The 22,716-nt window shown below is 47.8% G+C and carries 20 protein-coding genes; 3 read left to right on the top strand and 17 right to left on the bottom strand.

Annotated elements, in window-relative coordinates; genetic code table 11:
* Window position 1: 1 nt before the first annotated feature.
* The 3 genes from gpAD87_RS01795 to cymR all read right to left on the bottom strand — a co-directional run bounded on the left by gpAD87_RS01795 (window position 2) and on the right by cymR (window position 2,383).
* Window positions 2-523: a PRC-barrel domain-containing protein gene (locus gpAD87_RS01795; protein WP_024633069.1), complete on the bottom strand. Its 522-nt coding sequence runs from the start codon at window positions 521-523 to the stop codon at window positions 2-4.
* Window positions 524-687: 164 nt separating this feature from the next.
* Window positions 688-1,839 (bottom strand): cysteine desulfurase family protein, encoded by a 1,152-nt coding sequence (locus gpAD87_RS01790; RefSeq protein ID WP_064635859.1) that lies wholly within the window; start codon window positions 1,837-1,839, stop codon window positions 688-690.
* A gap of 124 nt (window positions 1,840-1,963) precedes the next feature.
* Complete coding sequence (gene cymR, locus gpAD87_RS01785; protein ID WP_063566846.1) at window positions 1,964-2,383, bottom strand: cysteine metabolism transcriptional regulator CymR; 420 nt, start codon at window positions 2,381-2,383, stop codon at window positions 1,964-1,966.
* A 323-nt stretch (window positions 2,384-2,706) separates the two neighbouring features.
* On the opposite strand from cymR, the gene mnmA reads away from it, so the two are divergent.
* A complete protein-coding gene (mnmA, locus tag gpAD87_RS01780; protein ID WP_064635858.1) occupies window positions 2,707-3,831 on the top strand; it encodes a tRNA 2-thiouridine(34) synthase MnmA in 1,125 nt (374 codons plus the stop codon).
* 141 nt (window positions 3,832-3,972) lie between these two features.
* Here mnmA and crcB (gpAD87_RS01775) read toward each other — a convergent pair whose 3' ends face one another.
* Genes crcB (gpAD87_RS01775) through gpAD87_RS01760 form a run of 4 tightly spaced genes read right to left on the bottom strand, consistent with a single transcriptional unit; the run spans window position 3,973 to window position 6,998 of the window.
* Complete coding sequence (gene crcB / locus gpAD87_RS01775; protein ID WP_082934967.1) at window positions 3,973-4,332, bottom strand: fluoride efflux transporter CrcB; 360 nt, start codon at window positions 4,330-4,332, stop codon at window positions 3,973-3,975.
* Window positions 4,329-4,730 carry a fluoride efflux transporter CrcB gene (gene crcB, locus gpAD87_RS01770; protein ID WP_064635857.1) on the bottom strand — a complete coding sequence of 134 codons (402 nt, stop codon included), beginning with the start codon at window positions 4,728-4,730 and terminating at the stop codon, window positions 4,329-4,331. The genes crcB (gpAD87_RS01775) and crcB (gpAD87_RS01770) overlap by 4 nt, the downstream gene beginning before the upstream one ends.
* Window positions 4,731-4,758: 28 nt before the next feature.
* Window positions 4,759-6,066 (bottom strand): replication-associated recombination protein A, encoded by a 1,308-nt coding sequence (locus gpAD87_RS01765; RefSeq protein WP_064635856.1) that lies wholly within the window; start codon window positions 6,064-6,066, stop codon window positions 4,759-4,761.
* 53 nt (window positions 6,067-6,119) lie between these two features.
* Complete coding sequence (locus tag gpAD87_RS01760) at window positions 6,120-6,998, bottom strand: LysR family transcriptional regulator (protein ID WP_064635855.1); 879 nt, start codon at window positions 6,996-6,998, stop codon at window positions 6,120-6,122.
* A gap of 162 nt (window positions 6,999-7,160) precedes the next feature.
* Here gpAD87_RS01760 and gpAD87_RS01755 point away from each other — a divergent pair, with 162 nt between their 5' ends.
* Together gpAD87_RS01755 and gpAD87_RS01750 are read left to right on the top strand one after the other, a co-directional pair.
* Window positions 7,161-7,901, top strand: a complete 741-nt coding sequence (locus tag gpAD87_RS01755) for an SDR family NAD(P)-dependent oxidoreductase (protein WP_064640705.1) — start codon at window positions 7,161-7,163, stop codon at window positions 7,899-7,901.
* 28 nt (window positions 7,902-7,929) lie between these two features.
* Window positions 7,930-8,832: a DMT family transporter gene (locus tag gpAD87_RS01750; RefSeq protein WP_064635854.1), complete on the top strand. Its 903-nt coding sequence runs from the start codon at window positions 7,930-7,932 to the stop codon at window positions 8,830-8,832.
* A 133-nt stretch (window positions 8,833-8,965) separates the two neighbouring features.
* On the opposite strand, the gene gpAD87_RS01745 is transcribed toward gpAD87_RS01750, so the two are convergent.
* The 10 genes from gpAD87_RS01745 to gpAD87_RS31695 all read right to left on the bottom strand — a co-directional run bounded on the left by gpAD87_RS01745 (window position 8,966) and on the right by gpAD87_RS31695 (window position 22,711).
* Complete coding sequence (locus gpAD87_RS01745; protein WP_064635853.1) at window positions 8,966-11,152, bottom strand: HelD family protein; 2,187 nt, start codon at window positions 11,150-11,152, stop codon at window positions 8,966-8,968.
* Window positions 11,153-11,327: 175 nt separating this feature from the next.
* Window positions 11,328-13,121 carry an ABC transporter ATP-binding protein gene (locus gpAD87_RS01740; protein ID WP_064635852.1) on the bottom strand — a complete coding sequence of 598 codons (1,794 nt, stop codon included), beginning with the start codon at window positions 13,119-13,121 and terminating at the stop codon, window positions 11,328-11,330.
* Between the two features lie 71 nt (window positions 13,122-13,192).
* Window positions 13,193-14,491 (bottom strand): NCS2 family permease, encoded by a 1,299-nt coding sequence (locus gpAD87_RS01735; RefSeq protein WP_064635851.1) that lies wholly within the window; start codon window positions 14,489-14,491, stop codon window positions 13,193-13,195.
* Between the two features lie 195 nt (window positions 14,492-14,686).
* Entirely contained in the window at window positions 14,687-15,445 is a 759-nt protein-coding gene (locus gpAD87_RS01730; RefSeq protein WP_024633055.1) for a tRNA threonylcarbamoyladenosine dehydratase, read from the bottom strand.
* An 18-nt stretch (window positions 15,446-15,463) separates the two neighbouring features.
* Entirely contained in the window at window positions 15,464-17,242 is a 1,779-nt protein-coding gene (aspS, locus tag gpAD87_RS01725) for an aspartate--tRNA ligase (RefSeq protein ID WP_064635850.1), read from the bottom strand.
* A gap of 203 nt (window positions 17,243-17,445) precedes the next feature.
* Window positions 17,446-18,699, bottom strand: coding sequence for a histidine--tRNA ligase (gene hisS / locus gpAD87_RS01720; protein ID WP_064635849.1), 1,254 nt, complete (start codon window positions 18,697-18,699; stop codon window positions 17,446-17,448).
* A 606-nt stretch (window positions 18,700-19,305) separates the two neighbouring features.
* A complete protein-coding gene (locus gpAD87_RS01715; protein WP_064635848.1) occupies window positions 19,306-20,574 on the bottom strand; it encodes an SEC-C metal-binding domain-containing protein in 1,269 nt (422 codons plus the stop codon).
* Window positions 20,575-21,190: 616 nt separating this feature from the next.
* Window positions 21,191-21,637 carry a hypothetical protein gene (locus tag gpAD87_RS01710; protein ID WP_064635847.1) on the bottom strand — a complete coding sequence of 149 codons (447 nt, stop codon included), beginning with the start codon at window positions 21,635-21,637 and terminating at the stop codon, window positions 21,191-21,193.
* 114 nt (window positions 21,638-21,751) lie between these two features.
* On the bottom strand, window positions 21,752-22,258 hold the full coding sequence (locus gpAD87_RS01705) for a type 1 glutamine amidotransferase domain-containing protein (protein WP_064635846.1): 507 nt from the start codon (window positions 22,256-22,258) through the stop codon (window positions 21,752-21,754).
* 285 nt (window positions 22,259-22,543) lie between these two features.
* Entirely contained in the window at window positions 22,544-22,711 is a 168-nt protein-coding gene (locus gpAD87_RS31695) for a hypothetical protein (protein ID WP_157258400.1), read from the bottom strand.
* Between the last annotated feature and the right edge of the window lie 5 nt (window positions 22,712-22,716).

Here is a 22,716-nt window from a genome sequence, read left to right as displayed (position 1 = left end):
CCTATCCATTAACAGAATGAATGGCATTTTCCAAGCGCTGTTCACTCAGCGGCGGCACCATAATGGCACTTTCCCCAATAGACATATCGCTTGTACATGGCAGCCATTTGCGGCCCTCAATCAAATCGGACACAAAACCGTCCGTAATTTCAATCCCTATTATTGTATTTCCCAACTCCTGGTCAAAATAAACATCAGAGACACGTCCAAGCAGCAAACCTTCTTCGGTGAGCACGGACATCTCCTTCAATTTAGACTGGCCGAGGAGGTACGTGTGTTTTATGTCGTCGGCTCCCGTTTTGCGGACAGCCTGTTGATTACGGATCATGACGGCATCTTCGCCGTAGGCAACGATATCTTGCCACTGCACGATTTTGACATGACTGGTAAACAGGCCTTTGTTTTCAAGTTCAATGCCTTCAATTTTCCAATCGTCATTCACAATGAAATCCTGGATTTTACCGACCTGCTTTCCATCCTCAACGTCAAAAACGGCAAGTCCGATCATTTCCTGAAGCTTCATCGCAGGGTCCCCCTCATCTTCTTAACATTAAATAGTCGCGGCGCTATTGCTAGGTATGCCCAAAGTTGATGAGTGGCAATCAGACGCCGATCATCAAAACCGCTTCTATCCAACCGATGAAATGGAACTTCTTCCCTCCTTCTGTTCCATGTGCAAAGAGCCCCTTAGGCTCTATTACGCAGTCGCCCAAGAATGGTTCCAATTTTTTCGGCGGTTATCATGATTTCTTCCGTAGTATTACCCAACCCCCAGCTAAAACGAATCGCGGAATGCAAAAATGTCTCCGGCAGCTTCATCGCTTTCAGCACATGGGATACTTCGAGGGAACCGGAAGTACATGCCGAACCGCTCGCAACTGCGATGCCTTCCATATCCAGATTCATGAGCATCGTCTCTGTGGATACTTCCGGAAAGCTGATGTTTAGGATATTAGGCAGCGTAAATTCAGGATGTCCGTTGACATGAAAATGCTCCGCCCCTACATGCTGCTCCAGTTGTTCCAGAAGTACTGATCGCAATGCCAAATCATGTTCACGGTGCGCATCCGCTTGTTCTCCTGATATTTTCAACGCCTCCGCAAAACCAGCGATACCCGCTATATTCTCGGTACCCGCCCGTCGTTGCCGTTCCTGAAGGCCACCATGAGATCTCGCTTCCAGTACAATTCCGCGCCGTACGTATAGTGCACCCACGCCTTGAGGGCCATTAATTTTATGAGCAGAGAAGCTGATCAGATCCACAGGCAGTTCCTTGCAGGAAATTTCCTGGGTGCCAAGAGCCTGAACTGCATCGGTATGGAACAAAATATCATGTTGACGAGCCAGTTCACCAATTTCGCGGATAGGCTGAATCGTACCCACTTCATTATTGGCATACATCATGGTGATCAGCACTGTATCTGGCCGGATGGCATTTTTCAGCTCTTCCAGACGTATTCTTCCGTATTCATCTACAGGCAAATAGGTCACGTCATATCCTTGTCGCTCCAGCTCCTGACAAGTATGCAGTACCGCATGATGTTCAATGGCCGTTGTAATAATGTGCCGTCCCCGTTCATTTCTCGCTGAAACTGCGCCAAATATCGCTAGATTGTCACTTTCCGTGCCGCCTCCGGTCAATACGAGTTCATCTGGGAAACAACCCAAAGACGCCGCAATGACATCCCTTGCTCCACTGACGGTCCGCTTGGCTTCACGCCCAAAGGCATGGATACTTGATGCATTGCCATATTGCCCGGTCATAACTTTCATCATCGCTTCCGCGACTTGTGGGTGCATAGGTGTCGATGCGGCGTGATCCAAATATATTCTTTTCATTGATTTCACCCCGTTATATGTTGGACTTCCATATTTTCAAACCATTAAAGAAGCTTGTTGCACGGCTAAAGCCCCCAATATGGGGGCTTTAGTGTGTCGTCTGTGATGCTCATCATCAACTATATTAGATATAGAACATGTAGCTGTCTTTTTGTTCCTGATCCTGGAATGTAATCAGATCCTTCAGCGTGGTTGAATCCAATACTTCTGCAATGCCATCACGGATGCGCAACCACAAATCGCGCTTCGCCGGATCATCTTCCTCTGTGAAATCCACTGGAGAGATTGGACCTTCCAGTACACGAATAACATCCCCTGCCGTTACGGTAGCAGGATCGCCTGCGAGAATGTAACCGCCGTAGGCGCCACGGATACTTTTGACCAGGCCTGCATTACGCAGGGGAGCGATCAATTGCTCCAGATAATGCTCCGAGAGCTGGTTGCGCTCGGCAATACTTTTCAAAGATGTAGGACCTTCGCCTGTTCTGGCTGCCAGCTCCATCATGATTGTGAGCCCATAACGGCCCTTTGTCGATATTTTCAAAGGAGTCACCTCTTTCAATTTTCGAAAAAACAAGTTGTGAAACATAAAATAACAGGATGTGGTCCAAGACCGTCTTTCCAGGATCCGCCACAGCGGGATATGAAAAATACAGACCTAGTCCCTCTAATCCTCCGTATTCCGATCATAACCCTCAGCTAATGTTAACATATCTGCATGCTTTATGGAAAAGAAAGATTGACGAAATTCCAAAATGTGCGCCTGTGGTGGACACTATCCAAAGTTGGCCGGGTGTATCGTAACTTGAGTCCGGTTATGCTAGAATAAGAAACGAAACACATTTATATAGAGAAATGGTGATAACGATGTCCAAAACAATTGAAAATACACGGGTCGTCGTTGGCATGTCCGGAGGTGTCGATTCTTCCGTCACCGCACTGCTGCTGAAGGAGCAGGGTTACGATGTCATCGGCATTTTCATGAAAAACTGGGATGACACGGACGAGTTCGGCCACTGTACTGCTGAAGAAGATTCAGAGGACGTACGCCGGGTTTGCGAACAGATCGGCATTCCTTACTACACTGTCAACTTCGAGAAAGAGTACTTTGATAAAGTATTTTCCTATTTCCTTGATGAATATAAGTCGGGTCGGACTCCGAATCCTGATGTCATGTGTAATCGTGAGATCAAATTCGGCGAATTCCTGAACAAAGCACTGGATCTCGGCGCTGATTATGTGGCTACAGGCCACTATGCTCGCCTCATTGAAGAAGATGGAACGTTCAAACTGCTGCGCGGTGTGGACAGTAACAAAGACCAAACTTACTTCCTCAATGCACTGAATCAGAACCAGCTGTCCAAAGCCATGTTCCCGATTGGTCATCTTCCAAAACCGGAAGTGCGCAAGATTGCAGAAGCGGCTGGCCTGTACACCGCGAAGAAAAAAGATAGCACAGGTGTCTGCTTCATCGGCGAGCGCAACTTCAAAGAGTTCCTGAGCAACTATCTTCCTGCCAAAGGTGGAGACATGGTTGATATTGCAACCGGAGAAGTGAAGGGCCGTCATGATGGTCTGATGTACTATACGCTTGGACAACGTCAAGGTCTCGGCATCGGCGGTTCCGGTAATGGTGAACCCTGGTTCGTGGCAGACAAGGATCTGGAGAAAAATCAACTGCTTGTCGTTCAAGGCGATGCACATGCAAGCCTGTATTCAACCGGTCTGACTGCAACAGGTGTAAACTGGATCGCAGGTGCAGCACACATGCCTAACGTACCATTCCGTTGTACCGCCAAATTCCGCTATCGTCAGCCGGATCAGGGTGTAACCCTGACATGGCAGGAAGATGGCAGCGTGGATGTACAGTTTGACCAACAGCAAAAAGCGATCACGCCAGGTCAAGCCGTTGTGTTTTATGATGGAGATGTGTGTCTCGGCGGCGGAACGATCGATCAGGTTCAAAAAGTGCCTGTACCGGCGCTGCAATAGATTCAATAACAGAAATGAATCCATCCCCATATGGATTTTGTACAATACCCTGTATTCCTATAACAAAAGCCATCTTTCATGTATACCATGACGGATGGCTTTTTTCCTTCTTTTTCCTGCAAAAAAAATAATTATTTTCACTTATGCAGCCAGCCACACTCCTGCAAAAGAAGCCGCAACCCCCAGCAGTACCGAACTGATGACGTATATAACTGCTCTTAAGTAACGTTCCTGCCCCATCAAACCAAGGGTCTCATATCCAAATGTAGAGAATGTGGTATACGCTCCGCAAAATCCAGTCCCCCAAATCACCCAGACTACGTCTGGGATTGAAGCTGACTGATGCCAGCCATAGAGCAATCCAAGTAACAGAGAACCACTGATATTAATATTCCATGTCCCCCATGGGAAGGCCGTTCCAAGCGAACCGGATATCCATCGACCCAAACTGTAGCGAAGCACCGCACCCAGCATTCCTGCAAGACCAATCCAGATGATCAAGGTGCAACACCATCCTGCGTTGGTTTACCCAGCATTCGCTGACCAACCTTAATCCCCAATGCACACAGTAATAGCCCTGCGAGTAAACTCACAACGAGGTATATAACAGCCTTACCCCACATTCCTCCTTCAGATAAACGGACCATATCGAGAGTAAAGGTGGAGAATGTGGTGAATGCCCCAGTAAATCCCGTACCAATTGCAAGACGAAGTTGAGGCGTTATTTTACCTGGAACAGCTATGGTGAAGAACCAACCCAAAAACAGGCTCCCGATGGCATTGATCAACATCACTGCCCAAGGAAAGCCCTCATTGGCTGCTGGCATCCATAACTGTATCCCATATCGGCATAATGTACCCAAAATCCCACCGATTCCAATATAGAATATTTCTTTCATCGTACAAGCATCTCCCGGGTCATGGATCTTACAGCTCTCTGCGCCGCTGCTGGTTTAGACGAATCTTCGATTCATTGCCTTGTTCCGTTGCTTCATAGAAAATACGGCGTGAGAGCTGTTTCGGTAAATATTCCTGCTTCACATAATGGCCCGGATAATTATGAGGGTATTGGTAACCTTCATGTCCCAGCTTCACTGCACCGGAATAATGGGTATCCCTCAGATGAAGAGGGACTTCAGCCGATTTCACCTCATCAATGGCATTCATCGCTTTCGAGATTGCAGTGTACACCGCATTGGACTTCGGACTTTCAACAGCAAACAGGATCGCTTGGGCAATGTTCAGCTTGGCTTCAGGCCAGCCATTATTACGATAAGCATCCAGCGCCCCAATGGCCTGGGTCATCGCTTGCGGATTCGCAAGTCCAATATCTTCACTGCTCGCTGCAATCAGACGACGTATAAACGTCATCGGGTCCATGCCCAGCTTCTCTACCGCATACAAAAACCAGAACAGTGCTGCATCACTGGAACCCCGGATACTTTTATGAAATGCCGACAATACATCATATTGTGTCGATTCATCTGCCTTCACAATCGGACGACGAATAGATTCTTCAGCTACATCAAGCGTAATGTGAATCGAGCCGTCCTTCTCTGGCGGTGTAGTCAGTGCAGCAAGCTCCAAGGCGTTCAGCGCACGCCGAATATCGCCATTTGCCATCGTCGCAATATGCTCCAATGCCTCCTCGTCTGCCTGCAGGTCCATGAATCCCAAACCTTTATCCACATCCGTCAGTGCCCGGCGCATCGCAATCAGGGAATGCTCTTTGTTCAAAGACTCCAGCTGAAACAGCGTGGAACGGCTCATCAAGGCCCCATTCACATAGTGAAAGGGATTCTCTGTCGTTGCGCCGATAAAAATGATCGTGCCCTTCTCTACTGCAGGCAGCAGTGCATCCTGACGTGAACTATTAAAGCGGTGTACTTCGTCGAGGAACAAAATGGTTTTTGTTCCGTACAACTGCTTGTTCGTTTGCGCCTGCTCGATGACTTCACGTGCATCTTTGACGGAAGCATCCACTGCATTCAGACGGACGAACTGTCCTTGGGTATGCTGGGAAATAATATGTGCCAGTGTCGTCTTGCCACATCCCGGAGGACCATAAAGCAAGATAGACGAGATCTGATCCGCTTCGATAGCGCGCCGAAGCAATTTCCCCGGTCCAATAATGTGTTCTTGCCCAATATATTCATCAAGACGCTCTGGCCGCATGCGGTCAGCGAGCAGTCTTGCTTGAGGTTCTGAATCTTGCTGAAACGAAAATAAATCCATTGCTCATCACTTCCTTAACGGATTGCCTTTACTTGTTCCTTATTAAATTCTGATTAATCGCTATTCTCTATCATATCATACTCCCGCGGCAGCATACCCATAAATGCCCCAAGCGCACTGCTGACAAAAGCATCCTTGCGCGTAATAAAATGAGTCATCATCCGATTCATGCCTGCCGGGAGTGTGTGCTTGCGCAGTGATCCATTTTCGATCTGATGCCGAATGACGATTTCGGGTAACAGTGAAATTCCCATGCCGGATGTAACCCCGCTAATAATCGCTTCAAGGGTTCCAAATTCCATAATGACCGGACGGGTTACACCGCTAGCCGATAACCATTCCTCCAAAATCTGACGATACGAACATCCCATGCTGTAGACCAGAATCGGTTTACTGGTGAGTTCTTCATCTTCTGGTCCCATACCAGAGGAGACAACGAATAATTCTTCATCGAATACGGGAGTAGAAGCAATATCAGGGTGATCACATGAACAACCGATAAACGCCCCTTCCAATTCATACCCAATAACCTGATCTATAAGCACTTGAGAGTTACCTGTATTCAAAGATAAGGAGACAGCCGGATGCTGTTTATAATATTTCGCAAAAAGCTCAGGTAAACGTACCGCTGCGGCAGTTTGCGTGGAGCCTATGCGTAGTGGCCCAGAAGGTTCAATTGTAGAGCTCAACGCTTTAACCGCCTCATCGAGCAGGCCTACAATTTTATCCGCATACGTCAGAAGCATCTCACCTGCTGGAGATAACGTCATCCCCCGATTATGACGAATAAACAGCAGTGTCCCTACTTCGGATTCCAGATGTCGTATCCTTGCTGTCACATTGGACTGCACGTAACCGAGGCGCTCCGCAGCTCGGGTCAGATTCCCCTCTTGTGCGACACATTGAAATATCCTTAAATCCCCACTTTCCATAGTAACCTCCCAAATAAAACGATATCCATTCTGACATCATTTAAAATGATATCTAATCCATTAACAATCATTATACAGTATAGCTGCTTCGAGCTACAATCGGGGTAATCAGAACACAGCAACTTACTACTGGCTGAGTTCACTTAAGGAGTGTTAATAATGATGAACTGGACGAACACTGTAGCTTTGGTAACCGGAGGTGGTACGGGTATAGGCCGAGCTACCAGTATACTGCTCGCTAATCGTGGAGCAACCGTTGCCGTCAATTACTCCCGTTCCCAGGATGAGGCCGAAGAGACTGTACAACATATTCTGAATGCGGGAGGTCAAGCTTTTGCAGTTCAGGCTAATGTGGGTTCCGATGTCGAGGTTCGTCAAATGGTAGCCTTTATCACTAATAAAGTTGGCCCTGTGACCGCACTCGTAAATAACGCCAGCATTACGCATCATATCCCAATGAAGGATCTGGAATCCGTAACGGATGACATATGGAATGAACTATATGACGTTAATGTTAAAGGCATGTTTTACTGCGCACGAGCTGTAGCGAAAGGAATGCAGCAGGCAGCTCATGGTGCAATCGTTAACCTTGGCAGTATCGCTGGCAGCACAGGATCTGGGTCCTCCCTTCCTTACGCAGTTTCCAAAGCAGCAGTACACGGTTTGACGAAGTCTTTGGCACATGCACTATCCCCTGATATTCGGGTTAACGCCATCATTCCGGGTGCAGTCGCAACCCGATGGTGGGCAGGAAAGGAAGAACAGATGCAACGTCTGGGCGGTGAATTATTGTTGCAGCGAATAGCGGCAAGCGAAGACATTGCACATATGATATGCGCCGCGTTGGAGCAACCATCCATGACCGGGCAACTGATTACAGTAGATAGCGGTCAGACGTTATGAGCACGATAAGCCAAAGGGAGGAATCCTGATGAAGCCTTTAAAATATACGTTGCTGATCTTTGTTACAACTCTCATCATGGGAACCTCGTTTCCCGTAGGCAAAATCGGCATGATGTATGCTCCTCCCTTTTTGTTAATGGGGCTTCGCTATATATTGGCAGGAGCATTACTAGCGTGGATCATCAGAAAACGCCCCATGCCTGTGGGGTGGACACAGTGGATGCAAATCGCCGTAATTGGTCTGTTCCAGTCGGCGGGAGTGATGGGCTGTGCCTACTACAGCATGAACTGGATCAGTTCGGGAGAGTCCGCCATAATCACCTTTACGAATCCGTTGCTTGTCATCATCCTGAGTGCTGCTCTATATGGTGTGTCCTATCGTTTTAGCCAGTGGACCGGTGTGGTTCTCGGATTTGTCGGAGTGGCGTTGACCTTTGGATTCCATCTGAGCTTGAGTCCTGGAACATGGATTGGGTTTGGCGGCGCTGTCTCCTTTGCTGTATCCACGTTGCTCATTAAGCGCTGGGGAGCTGCTCATGATACATTTGTACTTACCGCTTACCAAATGCTCGCTGGAGGCGCAGTATTGCTTCTACTGAGCGTGTTTACAGAGCAGACTCATTTTATCGTAAATACGACGTCCATCATTGTCCTGGTATGGCTGACGATTTTCTGTTCCATCATTCAGTTTACCCTCTGGTTTTATTTGCTGCAAAACACAGATCCGGCCAAAACTAGTTCCTTTCTTTTTCTGGCGCCGCTGTTTGGACTGCTGTCGAGCTTCGTCTTGTTGGAAGAGCATGTCCGCTGGATTGTGGGTGCAGGTGGGGTAATGATCTGTCTGGGCATTTTCCTGGTTAACCGACGTCCCGTCAGTCATAACTCAGCTTTGGATAAACCGGGTTCGACCCAACGTACATCTGCAAGTTAACCAGCAGAAGAACACTGCGAAACTTTAGGTGTACCTCTCGAAAATAATACTCATCTGAAAAAGTACAAAAGAGCATGGTGCTTTAACAGCGCCATGCTCTTTCTATATTGATGCTATCTTCAACGACAAGGTTTCACTCTGCCTCGCTGTCAGGCCAACCCTGAATGGCAACAGACTCGCCTTCCGGATTATGGGTTGCAGCAGCATAGTCTGGCAATTGGCCGTCGTGGAATAACCACAGTTCGTGCAATGCCCGTGTACAGCCAACGTACAACAGCTTCGCATCACCCGCATTGGGCAAATAGTGCTTCTCATCACTATCCGCTACGATAACTGCATCAAACTCCAACCCTTTCGACAAATAGACAGGTAAAACGGAATGACCGCCTGTGTACTGTTTTTTGCCGCCGTCAATCAAGTTCAGATCCCAACCTGCGGCCTGGAGCTCCTGATGAAGCTCCTTTGCCTCACGCAGGGTACGAGTCAAAATAGAGACTGTGCGATAGTCTTTGACCGTTAAGAGCTTCAGAGCCTGTTCGAGGCTTGCTGTGCGCCCTTCTACCCCATAGGATAATGTCCGTACAGGATCACCACTCCGGAATACAGGAATCGCCGTAATACCGCTCTTGACGCCCCGCTCCAGAATCGTATTGGCATAATCGATAATTTCCATTGTCGAGCGATAACTCCGGGTCAATGCAAAGTATGCATTCTGTTCCTCGGGAAACAGGGAACTCATCTCTTCCCACGCGTGAACACCACGGTACTCATGGATACCTTGGGACAGATCACCCAGTATGGTGAAGGAATGCCCTTTTACGAACTGATCCAATAGCGCCACATGAAAAGGAGAAAAGTCCTGCGCTTCATCAATGACGACGTGATCGAATCGCTCGGAGCCTTCAATATCATGAACCAAGGTATGAATGTACACCAATGCAGGCAAATCCTCTTCACGGATGATATCCTGCTTCAGATCTGCAGCCGTTTGCTTCATCACCAATTTGGGAATAAGCCCGCTGAGCGAGGCAGGTACCGAACCGCCTTTAACAACCTTAAACAGCTGTTTGTACAGCGTAAGCGGTTCATATTGCGGCCATTTTTTGGCGTAGGCCTTCTCACGAGTTGCCGCTTTCTTCTTACGCTCTTTGCGAATGGCTTCCGGGGTAGGTTTCTTGAGTTCCATCTCAATCCAGCGGTGAATACGCGCCATAACCCGCTCTTTGCGTTTCGCCAGCGGATAATGTTTGTACTCATCCCCGAACCAGTTCTCAATCTCGGCTTTGCTGAGCACTGCACCATCCCATGGGCTGAAGTCCATATCAGGTACGGATTCCTCTTCCATCCCGGATAGCCACTCCCCAATCAGTTCCATGAAGCGGATCGAGCCTTTATAACGCCCGGGCACATCATCATTGAGTTCAGGACGTGCATCCGGCGTTTCAAACCAGGTGTTCAATGTCTCCGACGTGTCCGCCAAAGGCAGGTCCAGCCCCAGTAGATTCATCGCCCAATCCGGGAATGTACGCTGCTGAATATCTCCTACACCGAGCTCTGGGAGTACATCTGATATGTAATCCAGGAACATGTGGTTGGGTGCGAAAATAACCATTTTCTCCGCTGATACCTGTTCCTTGTATTGATATAGCAAAAAGGCAAGCCGATGCAGTGCGACGGTTGTTTTACCCGAACCGGCCACACCCTGAATGATCAATGCGGTGTTTCTCGCCGCACGAATGATCTGATCCTGCTCCGCCTGAATGGTGGATACGATATCACGGAGCTTGTTGTCCTTGTTCTCTCCCAATCGATACACAAGGAATTCATCCGATACAGCTGGCTGGTCACTGTCCCGATTGTACGTATCCGCTACACGTTCCAATATACGCTGCCGAATAACAACGTTTCGTTTCAGATAAACCAGGCCCTCAATAAGTCCCTCTGGGGCTTCATACGTTGCGGAGGCTTCCCCTCCGGTAAATGAGTAAAACAGGCTTGCGACAGGAGCACGCCAATCGATGACGAGCGGATGCTCTCCCACCTCTTCGCGGTCTACGCCGATTTTGCCAATATACAGCGGTTTCCGTGCACCACTGCCCTGTTCTTCGAAATCCAAGCGTCCGAAATAGGGTTGCTGCGCGCTCTTGGACAAGGCGGTGCGGCGCTCTTCACGTCCGGCCTCCAGCACTTGCTCTGTGAAGTCGTGGCCGGTGTATACCGGGATATTCTGCAGCCGTTCCAGCTGACTGTCCACTTCCTTCATCGTTCGCTCTAACCTGTACTCTTCTTCTTGATAGGCACTTTGAAAGCTGTCTGACATGTTTCAGTTACCTCCTAAGAATATGTTTTTCTGCATAGTCAATCACTGACGACACAAAAGGATACCCACTATATCATATTGATGTACAAAAAGCTACAGTAGCCTGGAAAGCAAAATGAAAGAAACCGCTGTTCCTGTTCTGGAAAGAACAAAAGAACAACGGTCATTATTTAAATCATGCCGGCTCAGAATCCGGCTTCCCATCCTGTGCCACAAACTGTTTCTGTGCCAATTCACGGTATACCGGATGGTTGCTAATTAGCTCCGCATGTGTTCCTGTTCCCGTAACATGTCCCTGTTCCAGAACAACAATCTGATCAGAGTCGACGACAGTGGACAATCGGTGTGCAATGACAACCGTTGTTCGTCCTTCCATCAGATTGGACAGGGCTTGCTGCACTTCATGTTCGGAGGTGCTATCCAGACTGGATGTCGCTTCATCCAGCATCAGAATATCCGGGCTGCGCAGCAGTGCACGAGCAATAGCGATCCGTTGGCGTTGACCGCCGGAGAGCTTGATTCCACGTTCTCCCACTTCCGTATCGTAGCCTTGAGGCAGTTTATCAATAAAAGCTGAGGAATACGCCATTTCTGCCGCCTGTCTAATTTCATCCATACTGGCCTCACGGCCCAGTCCGTATGTCATGTTTTCCTTAATTGTGCCTGCCATCAAAGGGCTCTCCTGTGATACATATCCAATCTTACTTCGCCAGGAGGCTAATGAATAATCAGAAATGACTTGTCCACCATACGATATACTGCCCGACCCCGGAAGATAGAACTGTTCCAACAGGGAGAACAGCGTTGATTTCCCGCTGCCGCTTGGCCCAACAATGGCTGTCACTTTACGGGCCGGAACGGTCAGATTAATTCCATGCAGTACCTCTTCCCCTGTTACATAAGAGAAGTGCAGGTTGTTAAATGTAATCGTCTCATTGCCCTTAGGAGCAATTGCTGTGCTATGGCGCGGTTCTTCTTCATGTGCCAGAATAGCCTGAATGCGTTCTGTCGCACCGACAACCTTTTGCAGACGTGAATACAATGTCGTAAATTGCCCCATCGGCATAATCACTTGGAACAACAACAGAATGAAGGCGACCAGTTCACCCGGAGACAGCAGGCCAGAAGCCACCCGCATGCCGCCAACACCCAGAATAACAACCAGTACAGCCGTCATGACAAACGTAAAGAGTGGACCGATTAACGCCAAAATCCGAGCTTCCTGTAGTCCAAAAGCAAACATCTTCCCAATACGGGAATCGCCTGCATCCGCCTCCTGTTTCTCCGTACCATAAGCTTTCACCAAACGAATCTCGCCAATGACTTGGCTGAGCACCGAAGTAAGACCTGCCATTTCGTCCTGCTGCTTTTTGGAGATCTTGTACATTTTACGACCAACAGGCAGCAGGATCAGCAGCGTTAGCGGCACCAGACTCAGAATAATAAGTGACATAACCCAATCCAGATAGAAAAGCAACGCTACCCCGCCCACAACCGCAACGATATTGGATACAAAAGAAACGAGATAATCCGCAATTAGCGTCATAATCTGACTTGTATCATTCGTGATTCGACTCATCGTATCACCCGTACGATTCCGGTCGAAATATGGCATCGGCAAGGATAACACCTTATTCCACAGCTTCGTTCGTAATGTCGCAACCACCCGTTGACCTGCATAGTTCAACATATAGATGCTGATGCCTGAAGCGATGGCCTGAATAACAAATGCCCCTAGCAGCAGGAAAATAACGGACTTGTTCAGCGCAGACATCGTGAGCCCATCAATCAGGCCTTTGGTCATCAGCGGGACAATCAGTCCGGCTGTCGTCTGAATGAGTGTCAAGATCAACGCTATGATCAGAATAAGTTTCGGTGGATTCGTGGCAGCAATCAGCTTCACAAAATCCTTGAATCCTTTTTTTCCTATTTTCGATTCAGCTTGACCTGCCTGTTGTTGCTCTTCCATTTCCGTTTCCCCCGTTCTCCCCTTGTTCACAAGAGATCATACGTACGAACTTACATTACGTTTCCTGTCTTTTACAATACCCCATGCAGCACGAAATTGGCCAAAAACAGGATGGCAATGCCGTACATGACTTTAGGCACCTGTTTGCCCTGACCCGCCGCCAGCTTCGCCACCGGATACGCAATGAATCCAAATGCCATACCGTCCACGATGCTATACGTAAATGGAATCATGACCATGATCAGAAAAGCCGGAAAAGCCTCCGTGAAATCACGGAAATCCATGTCCTTCACATCTTGTACCATTAAGCCGCCAATAATGATCAAAATCGGTGCAATAGCACTGTCCGGAATATAACCCAACAGTGGAATAAAGAAGAACGTTGCACCAAACAGTACTGCGGTAACCAGTGGAGTCAAGCCTGTACGTCCACCTGCTGCTATACCCGCTGTTGTCTCCGCCGCAGCTACAGTAGGACTACTGCCAAAAATTCCGGCAAAAATATTCGAGATGGACAGCGCCCGCAAACTGCCCTTAAATCTTTGGGGGCGACCAATAAGATGGGTTTGGGCTGTGATCAGGCCGATGTTCTCAAATACAACGATCAGCAACAACAGAAATACAGCAATCCAGAACGATAGATCCACCAGATTTGCAAAGGAAAGCTGGGCAAACAAACCGCCATATTGATGCAATGCTGCTGTGGCAGACACCGGATCACCTGGTTTCACGGCGCCAAGCACATAAGCTAGTCCTGTTCCCGCCAAAATACTGATCAGAAGCCCGCCTTGTACATTGCGTATAAATAAAATCAAGGCGATCACAAGAGTAACACAGGCGGTGATCACTCCAGGATCATTAAAATGTCCGATCGCCACGAATGTGGTCTGATGTGCGATGACGATTCCGCTTTTTTGCAAACCAATAAACGTCAGGAACAAGCCAATCCCCACCGTAATTCCATGCTGCAGGTTTTTCGGAATGGCCTCACTAATCATTTTATATAACGATGTAAAAGCTACGACCGCAAACAGCACACCGGTGACGGATACAACCGCCAAGGCTTCCTGCCAGCTCAATTTCATCGAATGTACGAGTGTGTAAGTAAAAAATGCATTGATGCCCATGCCAGGTACAACGATAATCGGCGATTTACCGCCAAATGCCATCAGCAAACAACCTGCGATGGACGTCAGCAAAGTGCCCACCATAGCCGCCTGTAGCGGCATTCCGGCATCGGCCAGAATTGTTGCATTGACCATTACGATATATACCACGGCAAAATAGGAAATGGCCCCCGCCACAATTTCCTTCTTCCACTGGTCCCCCGGCTCCAGGCCAAGTCGTCTGGTCATCCATCCTTGTTTCATTCGTTCCGTTCCCCTCTCTCTATGTAAGCCGAACAAATGTAGTTATCAGTTACCATCATTTCGCACAGCACCACATATCATACACGCTTTTGGGATTGAAGTACATCACGTAACCCTGACATTTGTTAAGGTTTTGCGCATGCAAAAAAAGCGCAGGTACCTTGTCGGCACCTACGCTTTTCCATTCACAACAGATTACTGCTGTTTATTCTCTGCAATTTCGATCAGTTCCTTGACGGCCACGCTGACCATGATCAGTCCAGCTACCGGAGGAACAAAGGCGTTACTCGCTGGTGGCTGTTTGGCCTTGCGAATTTCCGGCGCATTCTCAGGAACGATTTTCTGTGTTACATCTTCGCGTGGTTTGAGCGGCTTTTCGGTTGAAAAGACCACTTTCACACCTTTTTTAATACCGTCTTTGCGAAGTGTCGTACGGACAACACGAGCAATCGGGTCCATGGTCGTTTTCGAAATGTCCGCAACCTGGAATTTCGTCGGGTCCATTTTGTTTGCCGCACCCATGCTGGAAATGACCGGAATCTTACGTTTCAGGCATTCCTTGATAAGGTGGATTTTGTAAATAATCGTGTCAGAAGCATCCAACACATAATCCAGCTCATACTTGAACAATTCCTCATACGTTTCTTCCGTGTAAAACATATTCAGTGCAATCGCGTCGCACTCCGGATTGATGAGCTTCACGCGCTCCACCATCAGATCTGCTTTTTTCTGACCAACGGTCGTGGTCAAAGCATGAATCTGACGATTGATGTTTGTGATATCCACTACGTCTTTATCAATCAGAATGATACGGCCAACACCACTGCGGGCGAGAGCTTCCACTGCAATACCGCCCACGCCGCCGATGCCGAGCACAGCTACTGTACTATTTTTCAGGGCGTTCAGACCTTCAGGTCCAATTGCCAGTTCTGTTCTTGAAAATTGATGGAGCATTGAGAATCGATGCCTCCTTTATTTCTTTTCCGCCACCGGTTTACGGGCTACGCGGATGTGAAGTTGTTCCAATTGGGAATTATCCACTTCAGAAGGTGCATTCATGAGCAGATCCGTTGCACTTGCCGTTTTCGGGAAGGCAATCGTTTCACGCAGATTCGTGCGACCTGCCAGCAGCATCACCAGACGGTCGAGACCAAAAGCGATTCCGCCGTGTGGTGGCGTTCCGTATTCAAATGCTTCGAGCAGATATCCGAATTTCTCGTTTGCTACTTCTGGAGAGAGTCCCAGGGCAGCAAACATTTTTTCCTGAACATCACGTTTGTAGATACGCATCGAACCGCCGCCCACTTCATAACCATTCAGAACAAGGTCATAGGCTTGAGCGCGAATTGCACCTGGATCTGTGTCAAACAGATGCACATCTTCGTCTTTAGGACGTGTGAACGGATGGTGTTCTGCTACATAACGTTTCGCATCTTCATCGTACCCGAGCAATGGGAAGTCCACAACCCATGCAAATTTGAATTTGCTGTCATCAATCAGGCCCAGTTGACGACCGATTTTCAGACGAAGTGCGCCCAGAACGTCAGCAACCACTTTTTTGTTGTCTGCAGAGAAGAGCAACAAGTCGCCTTCTTCAGCGCCAGTACGTTCTTTGACTGCTTCGATCTCTTCTGGCGTAAAGAACTTCACGATTGGTCCTTTGAACTCGCCGTCTTTGACTTGAATCCATGCCAATCCTTTTGCACCGTAACGTGCTGCGAATGGTCCGAGGTCATCGATTTCTTTACGACTCCATGTACCACAGCCTTTGGCGTTCAGAACTTTCACTTCTCCACCTTTTTCGATGACAGAAGCAAATACTTTCACACCACTGTTTGCTACGATATCGTTCATTTCAACCAATTCCATGCCGAAACGCAGATCCGGTTTGTCTGAACCGTATTTACCCATTGCATCTGCATACGTAATCCGTTGGAAAGGCAGTTCCAGCTCAATACCTTTCGTTTCACGCAGCAATTTGGCCATCAGCTCTTCCATCATTGGCAGCAGGTCATCCTGTTGCAGGAAGGAAGTCTCGATGTCGACTTGGGTAAATTCCGGTTGACGGTCCGCACGCAAATCTTCATCACGGAAACAACGAGCGATCTGATAGTAACGCTCAAGTCCGCCGACCATCAACAATTGTTTGTAAATTTGCGGGGATTGCGGCAGGGCGAAGAATTCACCTTCATGCACACGGCTTGGTACGAGATAATCACGCGCACCTTCCGGGGAGCTCTTGGTCAGGATTGGTGTTTCTACTTCAACGAACTCTTCTCCATCCAGATAATCACGGAACACTTTGGATGCTTTGGAACGCAATTTCAATGTTTCAAACATTTCCGGACGACGCAAGTCCAGGTAACGATATTTCAAACGAAGCGACTCGTCGACTTCCACACCATCTTCGATGAAGAATGGAGGTGTTTTTGCCGCGTTCAGTACTTCAATCTCGGTAATTTGCACTTCGATTTCACCTGTAGGCAGGTTTTTGTTTACGGTCTCTTCGTCACGTTTAACCACTTTACCCGTTACTGCGATAACGTACTCGCTCCGCACTCTGTCAGCGATTTGCAATGCTTCGCCAGAGTAAGCCGGGTTGAAAACAACTTGTACAATTCCGCTGCGGTCACGCAGATCGATAAACAGTACGCCCCCCAGGTCACGGCGGGTCTGTACCCAGCCGTTCAATGTTACGGTCTCACCGATGTGTGCGGGTGTTAATGCGCCGCAATGATGACTTCTTTTCATAACCAAACTCCTCTTATGTGAATTTCCGTTCTGTATGGGCGGGCAGAGCCCGCTTTTCAACAGTGCGGTTGCGTGAAGACGATTTTATTCAAATGGCATGTTATTAACTCTGGCTCTCCAACTTCCGATTAATCGGAAACATCGGTGAACCTCCGTAATTTCGCCGGATCAATTGTTGCTATTTTACAGTTTCAAACTCGTGCTTATTTACTTCCGCGTATAGCAGATACCAGATCATCCAGCTTCATCGTTTGTTGTTCACCTGTATCCATGGACTTCAGGGCAATTTCCCCGCGCTCCAGCTCATCATCACCCAGAATGGCAGTGTAACGGGCTTTGAATCGGTCGGCAGATTTCATCTGGGCTTTCATCTTGCGACCGAGATAGTCGCGTTCACCAGACAGACCTGATTGACGAAGCTTAAACAGCTGACGGTTGACTTCACGATCGGCAGCTTCACCGAGAGCAACAAAATATACATCCAGTGGAGCAAGGGAACTAACATCAATGTTCTGGTGTTCCAGAATCAGTTGAATACGCTCCAGACCGATACCGAAACCAATACCAGGCTGATCCGGTCCACCGATATCTCCAACGAGTCCGTTGTATCTGCCACCACCGCCGACTGTATCAATTGCGCCAATGCCTTGGGCTTTCAGTTCAAAAGCAGTCAATGTGTAGTAATCCAATCCGCGTACCAGACGATTGTTCACCGCGTAATCTACGCCGAAATCATCCAGATACTCTTTCAGCTTGGCAAAGTGGTTCAATGATTCTTCATCCAGACTATCCAGTATGGACGGTGCCCCTACGAATTTGTCCTGATCAACTTTGCAGTCGAGCACACGCAGCGGATTACGTTCCATCCGGGATTGGCAGTCCTTGCACAGGCTGTCCTTCATCGGTCTGAGGAATCCAAGCAACTTTTCGCGATATTCAGCACGGCTAGTTGGGTTACCCACCGAGTTGATCTCCACTTTGACATCTTTCAATCCCAGTTCTACACACAGTTGATACCCAAGCGCAATGACTTCAGCATCGATCGCTGGATCAAGGGCACCGATGGCTTCTACACCGAACTGGTGGAACTGACGCTGGCGACCTGCTTGCGGACGTTCATAACGGAACATCGGACCGATGTAATAGAGCTTGCTCACATCCGGTTCGCCATAAATTTTATTTTCCACATAAGCGCGGACAACACCCGCTGTACCCTCCGGACGAAGGGTCATGCTGCGGTCCCCTTTATCATTGAAGGTGTACATTTCTTTTTCAACAATATCGGTTGTTTCCCCAACGCCACGTACAAATAAAGAAGTCTGTTCGAAGATCGGTGTGCGAATCTCACGGTAATTAAAACGGCGACACAGATCACGCGCTTTTTCCTCTACGAACTGCCACTTTTCCACAACACCAGGCAGCAAGTCTTGCGTTCCAGTCGGTTTTTGAAAAGCCATCTTTCATCCCTCCAGCATCTATTTTTCTCTGTATAACAAAAAAATCCCTCGCCCTGTCGCTGTATAAACAGCAAACAAAGGGACGAGGGATTGTGTTTACACATTCACCCGTGGTACCACCCACATTCCGGAATCCCTGACACTTTCGCCGTTCAGGTGATCATGTAATGATCTAAGGTTGCTCCAGGCAATCCGATCATACAGATCATTCCGCTCTACGTATAACGCACGCCCTGCGCAGGCCAGCTAATAACCATCAGATGTAAATCTAATGTGTTCGCTGTCTGTTCTCAGGGAAGTCATTCGTCCGCTCATCAAGAGAATCCTTACAGCCAAGGGATTCTTCTCTGTTCATGTGGGCACGGAGTACTTGGTCCCGTCATCAAATCATCAAGTTATATCGTTTAAAGTTATTATATAACGTTTAAAGTTAATTTATTTTCTGATTGTAATGAACCGCAGTGCTAAAGTCAAGGGCTAACACAAAAAGATAGCACTAGAAAAAAATATTCACACGTCGTACGGGATGTGGAGTCCATAGAAATCAAGGCTAATAGAAGCTGGACTCATCAAATGAATTCCAACTTCTTTTACCTTCTTATATCTCTATTGTTTCAGCATCCACTTCAGCAGATCCGGCACATTCGCCCATAGACGGGAGTGCATAATGACATATTCAATCGCTTCGTCGGAATTGCCCATCCCGACAAAATCAGGGAGGTTATACGGCAGCTGCTTCAAACCCAGCAGATAATCAGGCACATGCTTGTTCACACCCCGGGCCACACGGTACAGCATTTTGAGCTGGGAGGTGATTCCGTTCTTCTTATACTCAAGAATGATCTGGTCATAGGCAAAGGCGGCTGCAGCGTCACCTTTCCCATACTTCTCCATCAGTTGCTCTGCCTGCTCCAATTGGTTGCTGTACAAATACACAGCAGCGAGCAGGTAACGCGCTCCGGTATTGTCTTCCGTATTAAGCTCCAAAATATGCTCCAGGATTTGTGCCGCTTCGTTGGTATCTCCACCAAACCAGCAGGATTCGGCGTAGCTTTTGCATATCCGGATATATGGACGAGTCTCATGAAGCGCCCAGAAGTCCCCCTTGTTCTCCTCAAAAAACAGTTCGCCCAATTCGCGTTCGCCAGCAGCGATTCCGGCCTTGAGGTAAGCTCGTGCATCAGACTCATTGTCCGATTCCTCAGCCAGAATACGATATGCATCAGAGCTGTCTGAATACATCTCCAGGGCCGTTTTCGCCAGCTGTATTCTGCGTTTGGAAGAACTAGCTTCCATCGCCTTATGTAGCAGAGCCTGCGCTTTGTCCTTCGATGTACCTAGGCTGTTCAGAATCATCAGCTCGTCCGTTTCGCCACCCATGCCGTATTCTTCGATGTATTCGAACATCTCCTTAACCTTTCGGGAGATCGTTGATGTCGTTACCTCATATTTATCTGACAGCTCAGCCTTCGAAACATTGAAGCCGTATTCCTCAGACAGCAAGTACTCGATTGCAGCAAAGAACGAGCCTGTCTTCTTCACAGTAGGGCGGGTCTGACGGGAATAGCCATTCCATAGCACCAGAGCTTCCAATATCAGCTCCCGCTCGTAATGGTTCCTCATGTTCTCAATAAGCTGCAGGGCCAGCTGTTCGTGAGCCTGATGCTCCCATTTCAGTTCGCGCTCCACCATCTTTTTCAGTTTGGTCAAGGTTAGTTTGCTCTCAGGCTGAATCGAGACTTCCTGGACATGCTGCTCCGTTGATATCAGCCCCAGTATGGATTCTACCGCAGAAGGCTCCTTGCCCAGACAGCATTTCTTATATTTTTTCCCGCTTCCGCACGGGCATAAATCATTTCTTCCAACCTTACTCAAAACTAATTCCCCCTTAAATCTGTCACTAGCCATTCGCATGAGAACACTGTTGCTTTAGCATTATAGGTGTCATTTCTCAAACGAGGCATTCTATATAACTTACAATTTCTAGCATCAAGCAGAAACGGTTGCCGCCCTTATATAAGGGCGGGGCCGTTTCAGCGAGTATATGTTCATCTAGAATATAACGATCACTCTGGCGATGAATTCCTCATACTCTCGATCATAGGATTGGATTTGCCTGAGCCCAATCGCTGGAAGCTTGATTTACCGTCCAATATAGCCCAACTATGAAAAAAATGCGATTTAAAATACATTAACCCATTTCTCTATTCTAGCAAAAAATTTAAATAAGGGGTAAGCTTCGCCCAAAACATATAAATTCTCATTTCAAAAAAAAAAACCTGCACACGGTGTGCAGGCTCAAAGGATATATAAAAAAAGGGGGTCATGTGTGTTATTATAAACGGGCTATGTTAAAGGCTTATGTAACTAATATTACAGTAATATTACAAAAATGATAGCGCTTTATAATTTGTTGTTTTCTCCATTACAAAAGCCCCTGCAGATGGCCCTGACATGGAAGTCAGACCCTGCAAGGGCTTCATACTACATATTAATTCAATTCTTCCACATAAGCTTGGTTGGAACGAAGTTTATGAACGATTTCCTCATAATCCTCATCCCTTACTTTGGCAGACAAAACATAATGCAGATCGTCATAGTCAGCCGAGGACACATCCGCAGCATTCAACAGATCGCCATCCTCATTGACATTATCTCGTGAACCTCGCTCGGTATCACGATCCACATTGCTGACGACCGGGATTACATTTTCGCTGGCGGGAACCCCAGGTGCTGCACCCACTCCCATGGCTCCATTCGTTCCTACGCCACCCGCTGTGTTATAAGGCACCAGAGGTACCATAATCCGTTTGTCTCTGCCAACCGCGCTATCCAGTTGCCCTACCTCCAAATGCTCTGTACGGAACGCCTGAAGTGAGGTTCTTGCCCCCTCTGCCTCGTCCTCGGTCCGAAAATACGCCTGAATATGTTTTGTCATGTCAAACCCTCCTTTATCGGAATAAATGCTTGGTGTAACGAAAACTTAGAAGCTTTGAGCTTCAATCTTCATTTTAATCAGTAATCACATTATCGTACGGTCCGCCCCAAGTCATTAAATGACTTTTAACAACTCGCGGACAAATGCCGGTTCATCGGCAGGCGTACGGGATGTAATATAATTCCCATCTACAACAGCTTCATGATCCTTGAATTCTGCCCCAGCGTTCACCATATCATCCTTGAGCGGAGGATAGGCTGTAATCGTACGGCCTTTCAACAGATTCGCACTTGCCAGAATTTGCGGACCGTGGCAGATCGCCGCGATAGGTTTCTTCGCACTGTTGATCTCCGTTACGAATTTCAGGATATGTGCGTCTGTACGCAAATTTTCAGGAGAAGATCCACCAGGAATGACAACTGCGTCGTAATCCGAAGCCGAGACCTCAGCGATCGCTTTGTCCGAAGTATAGGAGGCTTTACCACCTTTACCTTTCAGCGTCTCTCCTGCTTTCAAGCCGATAATTTCCACGTCGTGTCTGGCTTTTTTTACCTCATCATATGGAACCTGCATTTCCGAATCTTCAAAATCATTCGCCAATAAAAAAGCAACTTTACTCATAACGTATGTTCTCCTTTCCGTGTTCGAAATTTCTTGAAATCGGGTATTCGCAGAAATTGTTGGTGTACATTTCTTGTTCATTGCCCGTAATAAATACTGAACCTGGCACGCCATCGTGCCTCGTTCTGTTATTACCCTAACCAGAGCCGTTTATAACATGACGAGCCTGTATTATTTTGACTTTGATCAGACCATCTGATTCAGCTACAGTTAAGTTCCATAACAAAAAAAGCCCTGATTCGATGATCGAATCAAGACTTTTCATTCATTCCAAATGGTCAGCACTCAGTCACGCGGAAGACGGCTCTGCTCCCCTTTGTCCGAATCCTGAAGGGCCCAAACCGTTGTTGTACACTCGGCAGCAGCGCGGGCAAGCTTCAGGGACTCATACAGGTTTCCAGGCAGAAGCAGAGGTTCTATTCGGGAACGTGTTTCCTTAACGGATTGGCGCATAGTGG

Origin of the sequence: Paenibacillus sp. AD87, from assembly GCF_001659845.1 — a bacterium.
Classification (GTDB): Bacteria; Bacillota; Bacilli; order Paenibacillales; family Paenibacillaceae; genus Paenibacillus; species Paenibacillus marchantiae.
Note: the sequence above shows the minus strand (reverse complement) of the source record. Positions and strands in the feature narration are given on the sequence as shown.

What these genes read in the sequence shown, in the direction of transcription:
- gpAD87_RS31695 (WP_157258400.1), bottom strand. Translation starts at nt 22,711, where the DNA reads ATGCGCCAATCCGTTAAGGAAACACGTTCCCGAATAGAACCTCTGCTT.
- aspS (WP_064635850.1), bottom strand. Translation starts at nt 17,242, where the DNA reads ATGAAAAGAAGTCATCATTGCGGCGCATTAACACCCGCACACATCGGT.
- gpAD87_RS01735 (WP_064635851.1), bottom strand. Translation starts at nt 14,491, where the DNA reads ATGAAACAAGGATGGATGACCAGACGACTTGGCCTGGAGCCGGGGGAC.
- crcB (WP_064635857.1), bottom strand. Translation starts at nt 4,730, where the DNA reads ATGAAAGAAATATTCTATATTGGAATCGGTGGGATTTTGGGTACATTA.
- gpAD87_RS01740 (WP_064635852.1), bottom strand. Translation starts at nt 13,121, where the DNA reads ATGGAAGAGCAACAACAGGCAGGTCAAGCTGAATCGAAAATAGGAAAA.
- mnmA (WP_064635858.1), top strand. Translation starts at nt 2,707, where the DNA reads ATGTCCAAAACAATTGAAAATACACGGGTCGTCGTTGGCATGTCCGGA.
- gpAD87_RS01705 (WP_064635846.1), bottom strand. Translation starts at nt 22,258, where the DNA reads ATGAGTAAAGTTGCTTTTTTATTGGCGAATGATTTTGAAGATTCGGAA.
- gpAD87_RS01790 (WP_064635859.1), bottom strand. Translation starts at nt 1,839, where the DNA reads ATGAAAAGAATATATTTGGATCACGCCGCATCGACACCTATGCACCCA.
- gpAD87_RS01745 (WP_064635853.1), bottom strand. Translation starts at nt 11,152, where the DNA reads ATGTCAGACAGCTTTCAAAGTGCCTATCAAGAAGAAGAGTACAGGTTA.
- gpAD87_RS01710 (WP_064635847.1), bottom strand. Translation starts at nt 21,637, where the DNA reads ATGACAAAACATATTCAGGCGTATTTTCGGACCGAGGACGAGGCAGAG.
- gpAD87_RS01760 (WP_064635855.1), bottom strand. Translation starts at nt 6,998, where the DNA reads ATGGAAAGTGGGGATTTAAGGATATTTCAATGTGTCGCACAAGAGGGG.
- gpAD87_RS01755 (WP_064640705.1), top strand. Translation starts at nt 7,161, where the DNA reads ATGAACTGGACGAACACTGTAGCTTTGGTAACCGGAGGTGGTACGGGT.
- gpAD87_RS01730 (WP_024633055.1), bottom strand. Translation starts at nt 15,445, where the DNA reads ATGCTCCATCAATTTTCAAGAACAGAACTGGCAATTGGACCTGAAGGT.
- gpAD87_RS01765 (WP_064635856.1), bottom strand. Translation starts at nt 6,066, where the DNA reads ATGGATTTATTTTCGTTTCAGCAAGATTCAGAACCTCAAGCAAGACTG.
- hisS (WP_064635849.1), bottom strand. Translation starts at nt 18,699, where the DNA reads ATGGCTTTTCAAAAACCGACTGGAACGCAAGACTTGCTGCCTGGTGTT.
- gpAD87_RS01795 (WP_024633069.1), bottom strand. Translation starts at nt 523, where the DNA reads ATGAAGCTTCAGGAAATGATCGGACTTGCCGTTTTTGACGTTGAGGAT.
- gpAD87_RS01750 (WP_064635854.1), top strand. Translation starts at nt 7,930, where the DNA reads ATGAAGCCTTTAAAATATACGTTGCTGATCTTTGTTACAACTCTCATC.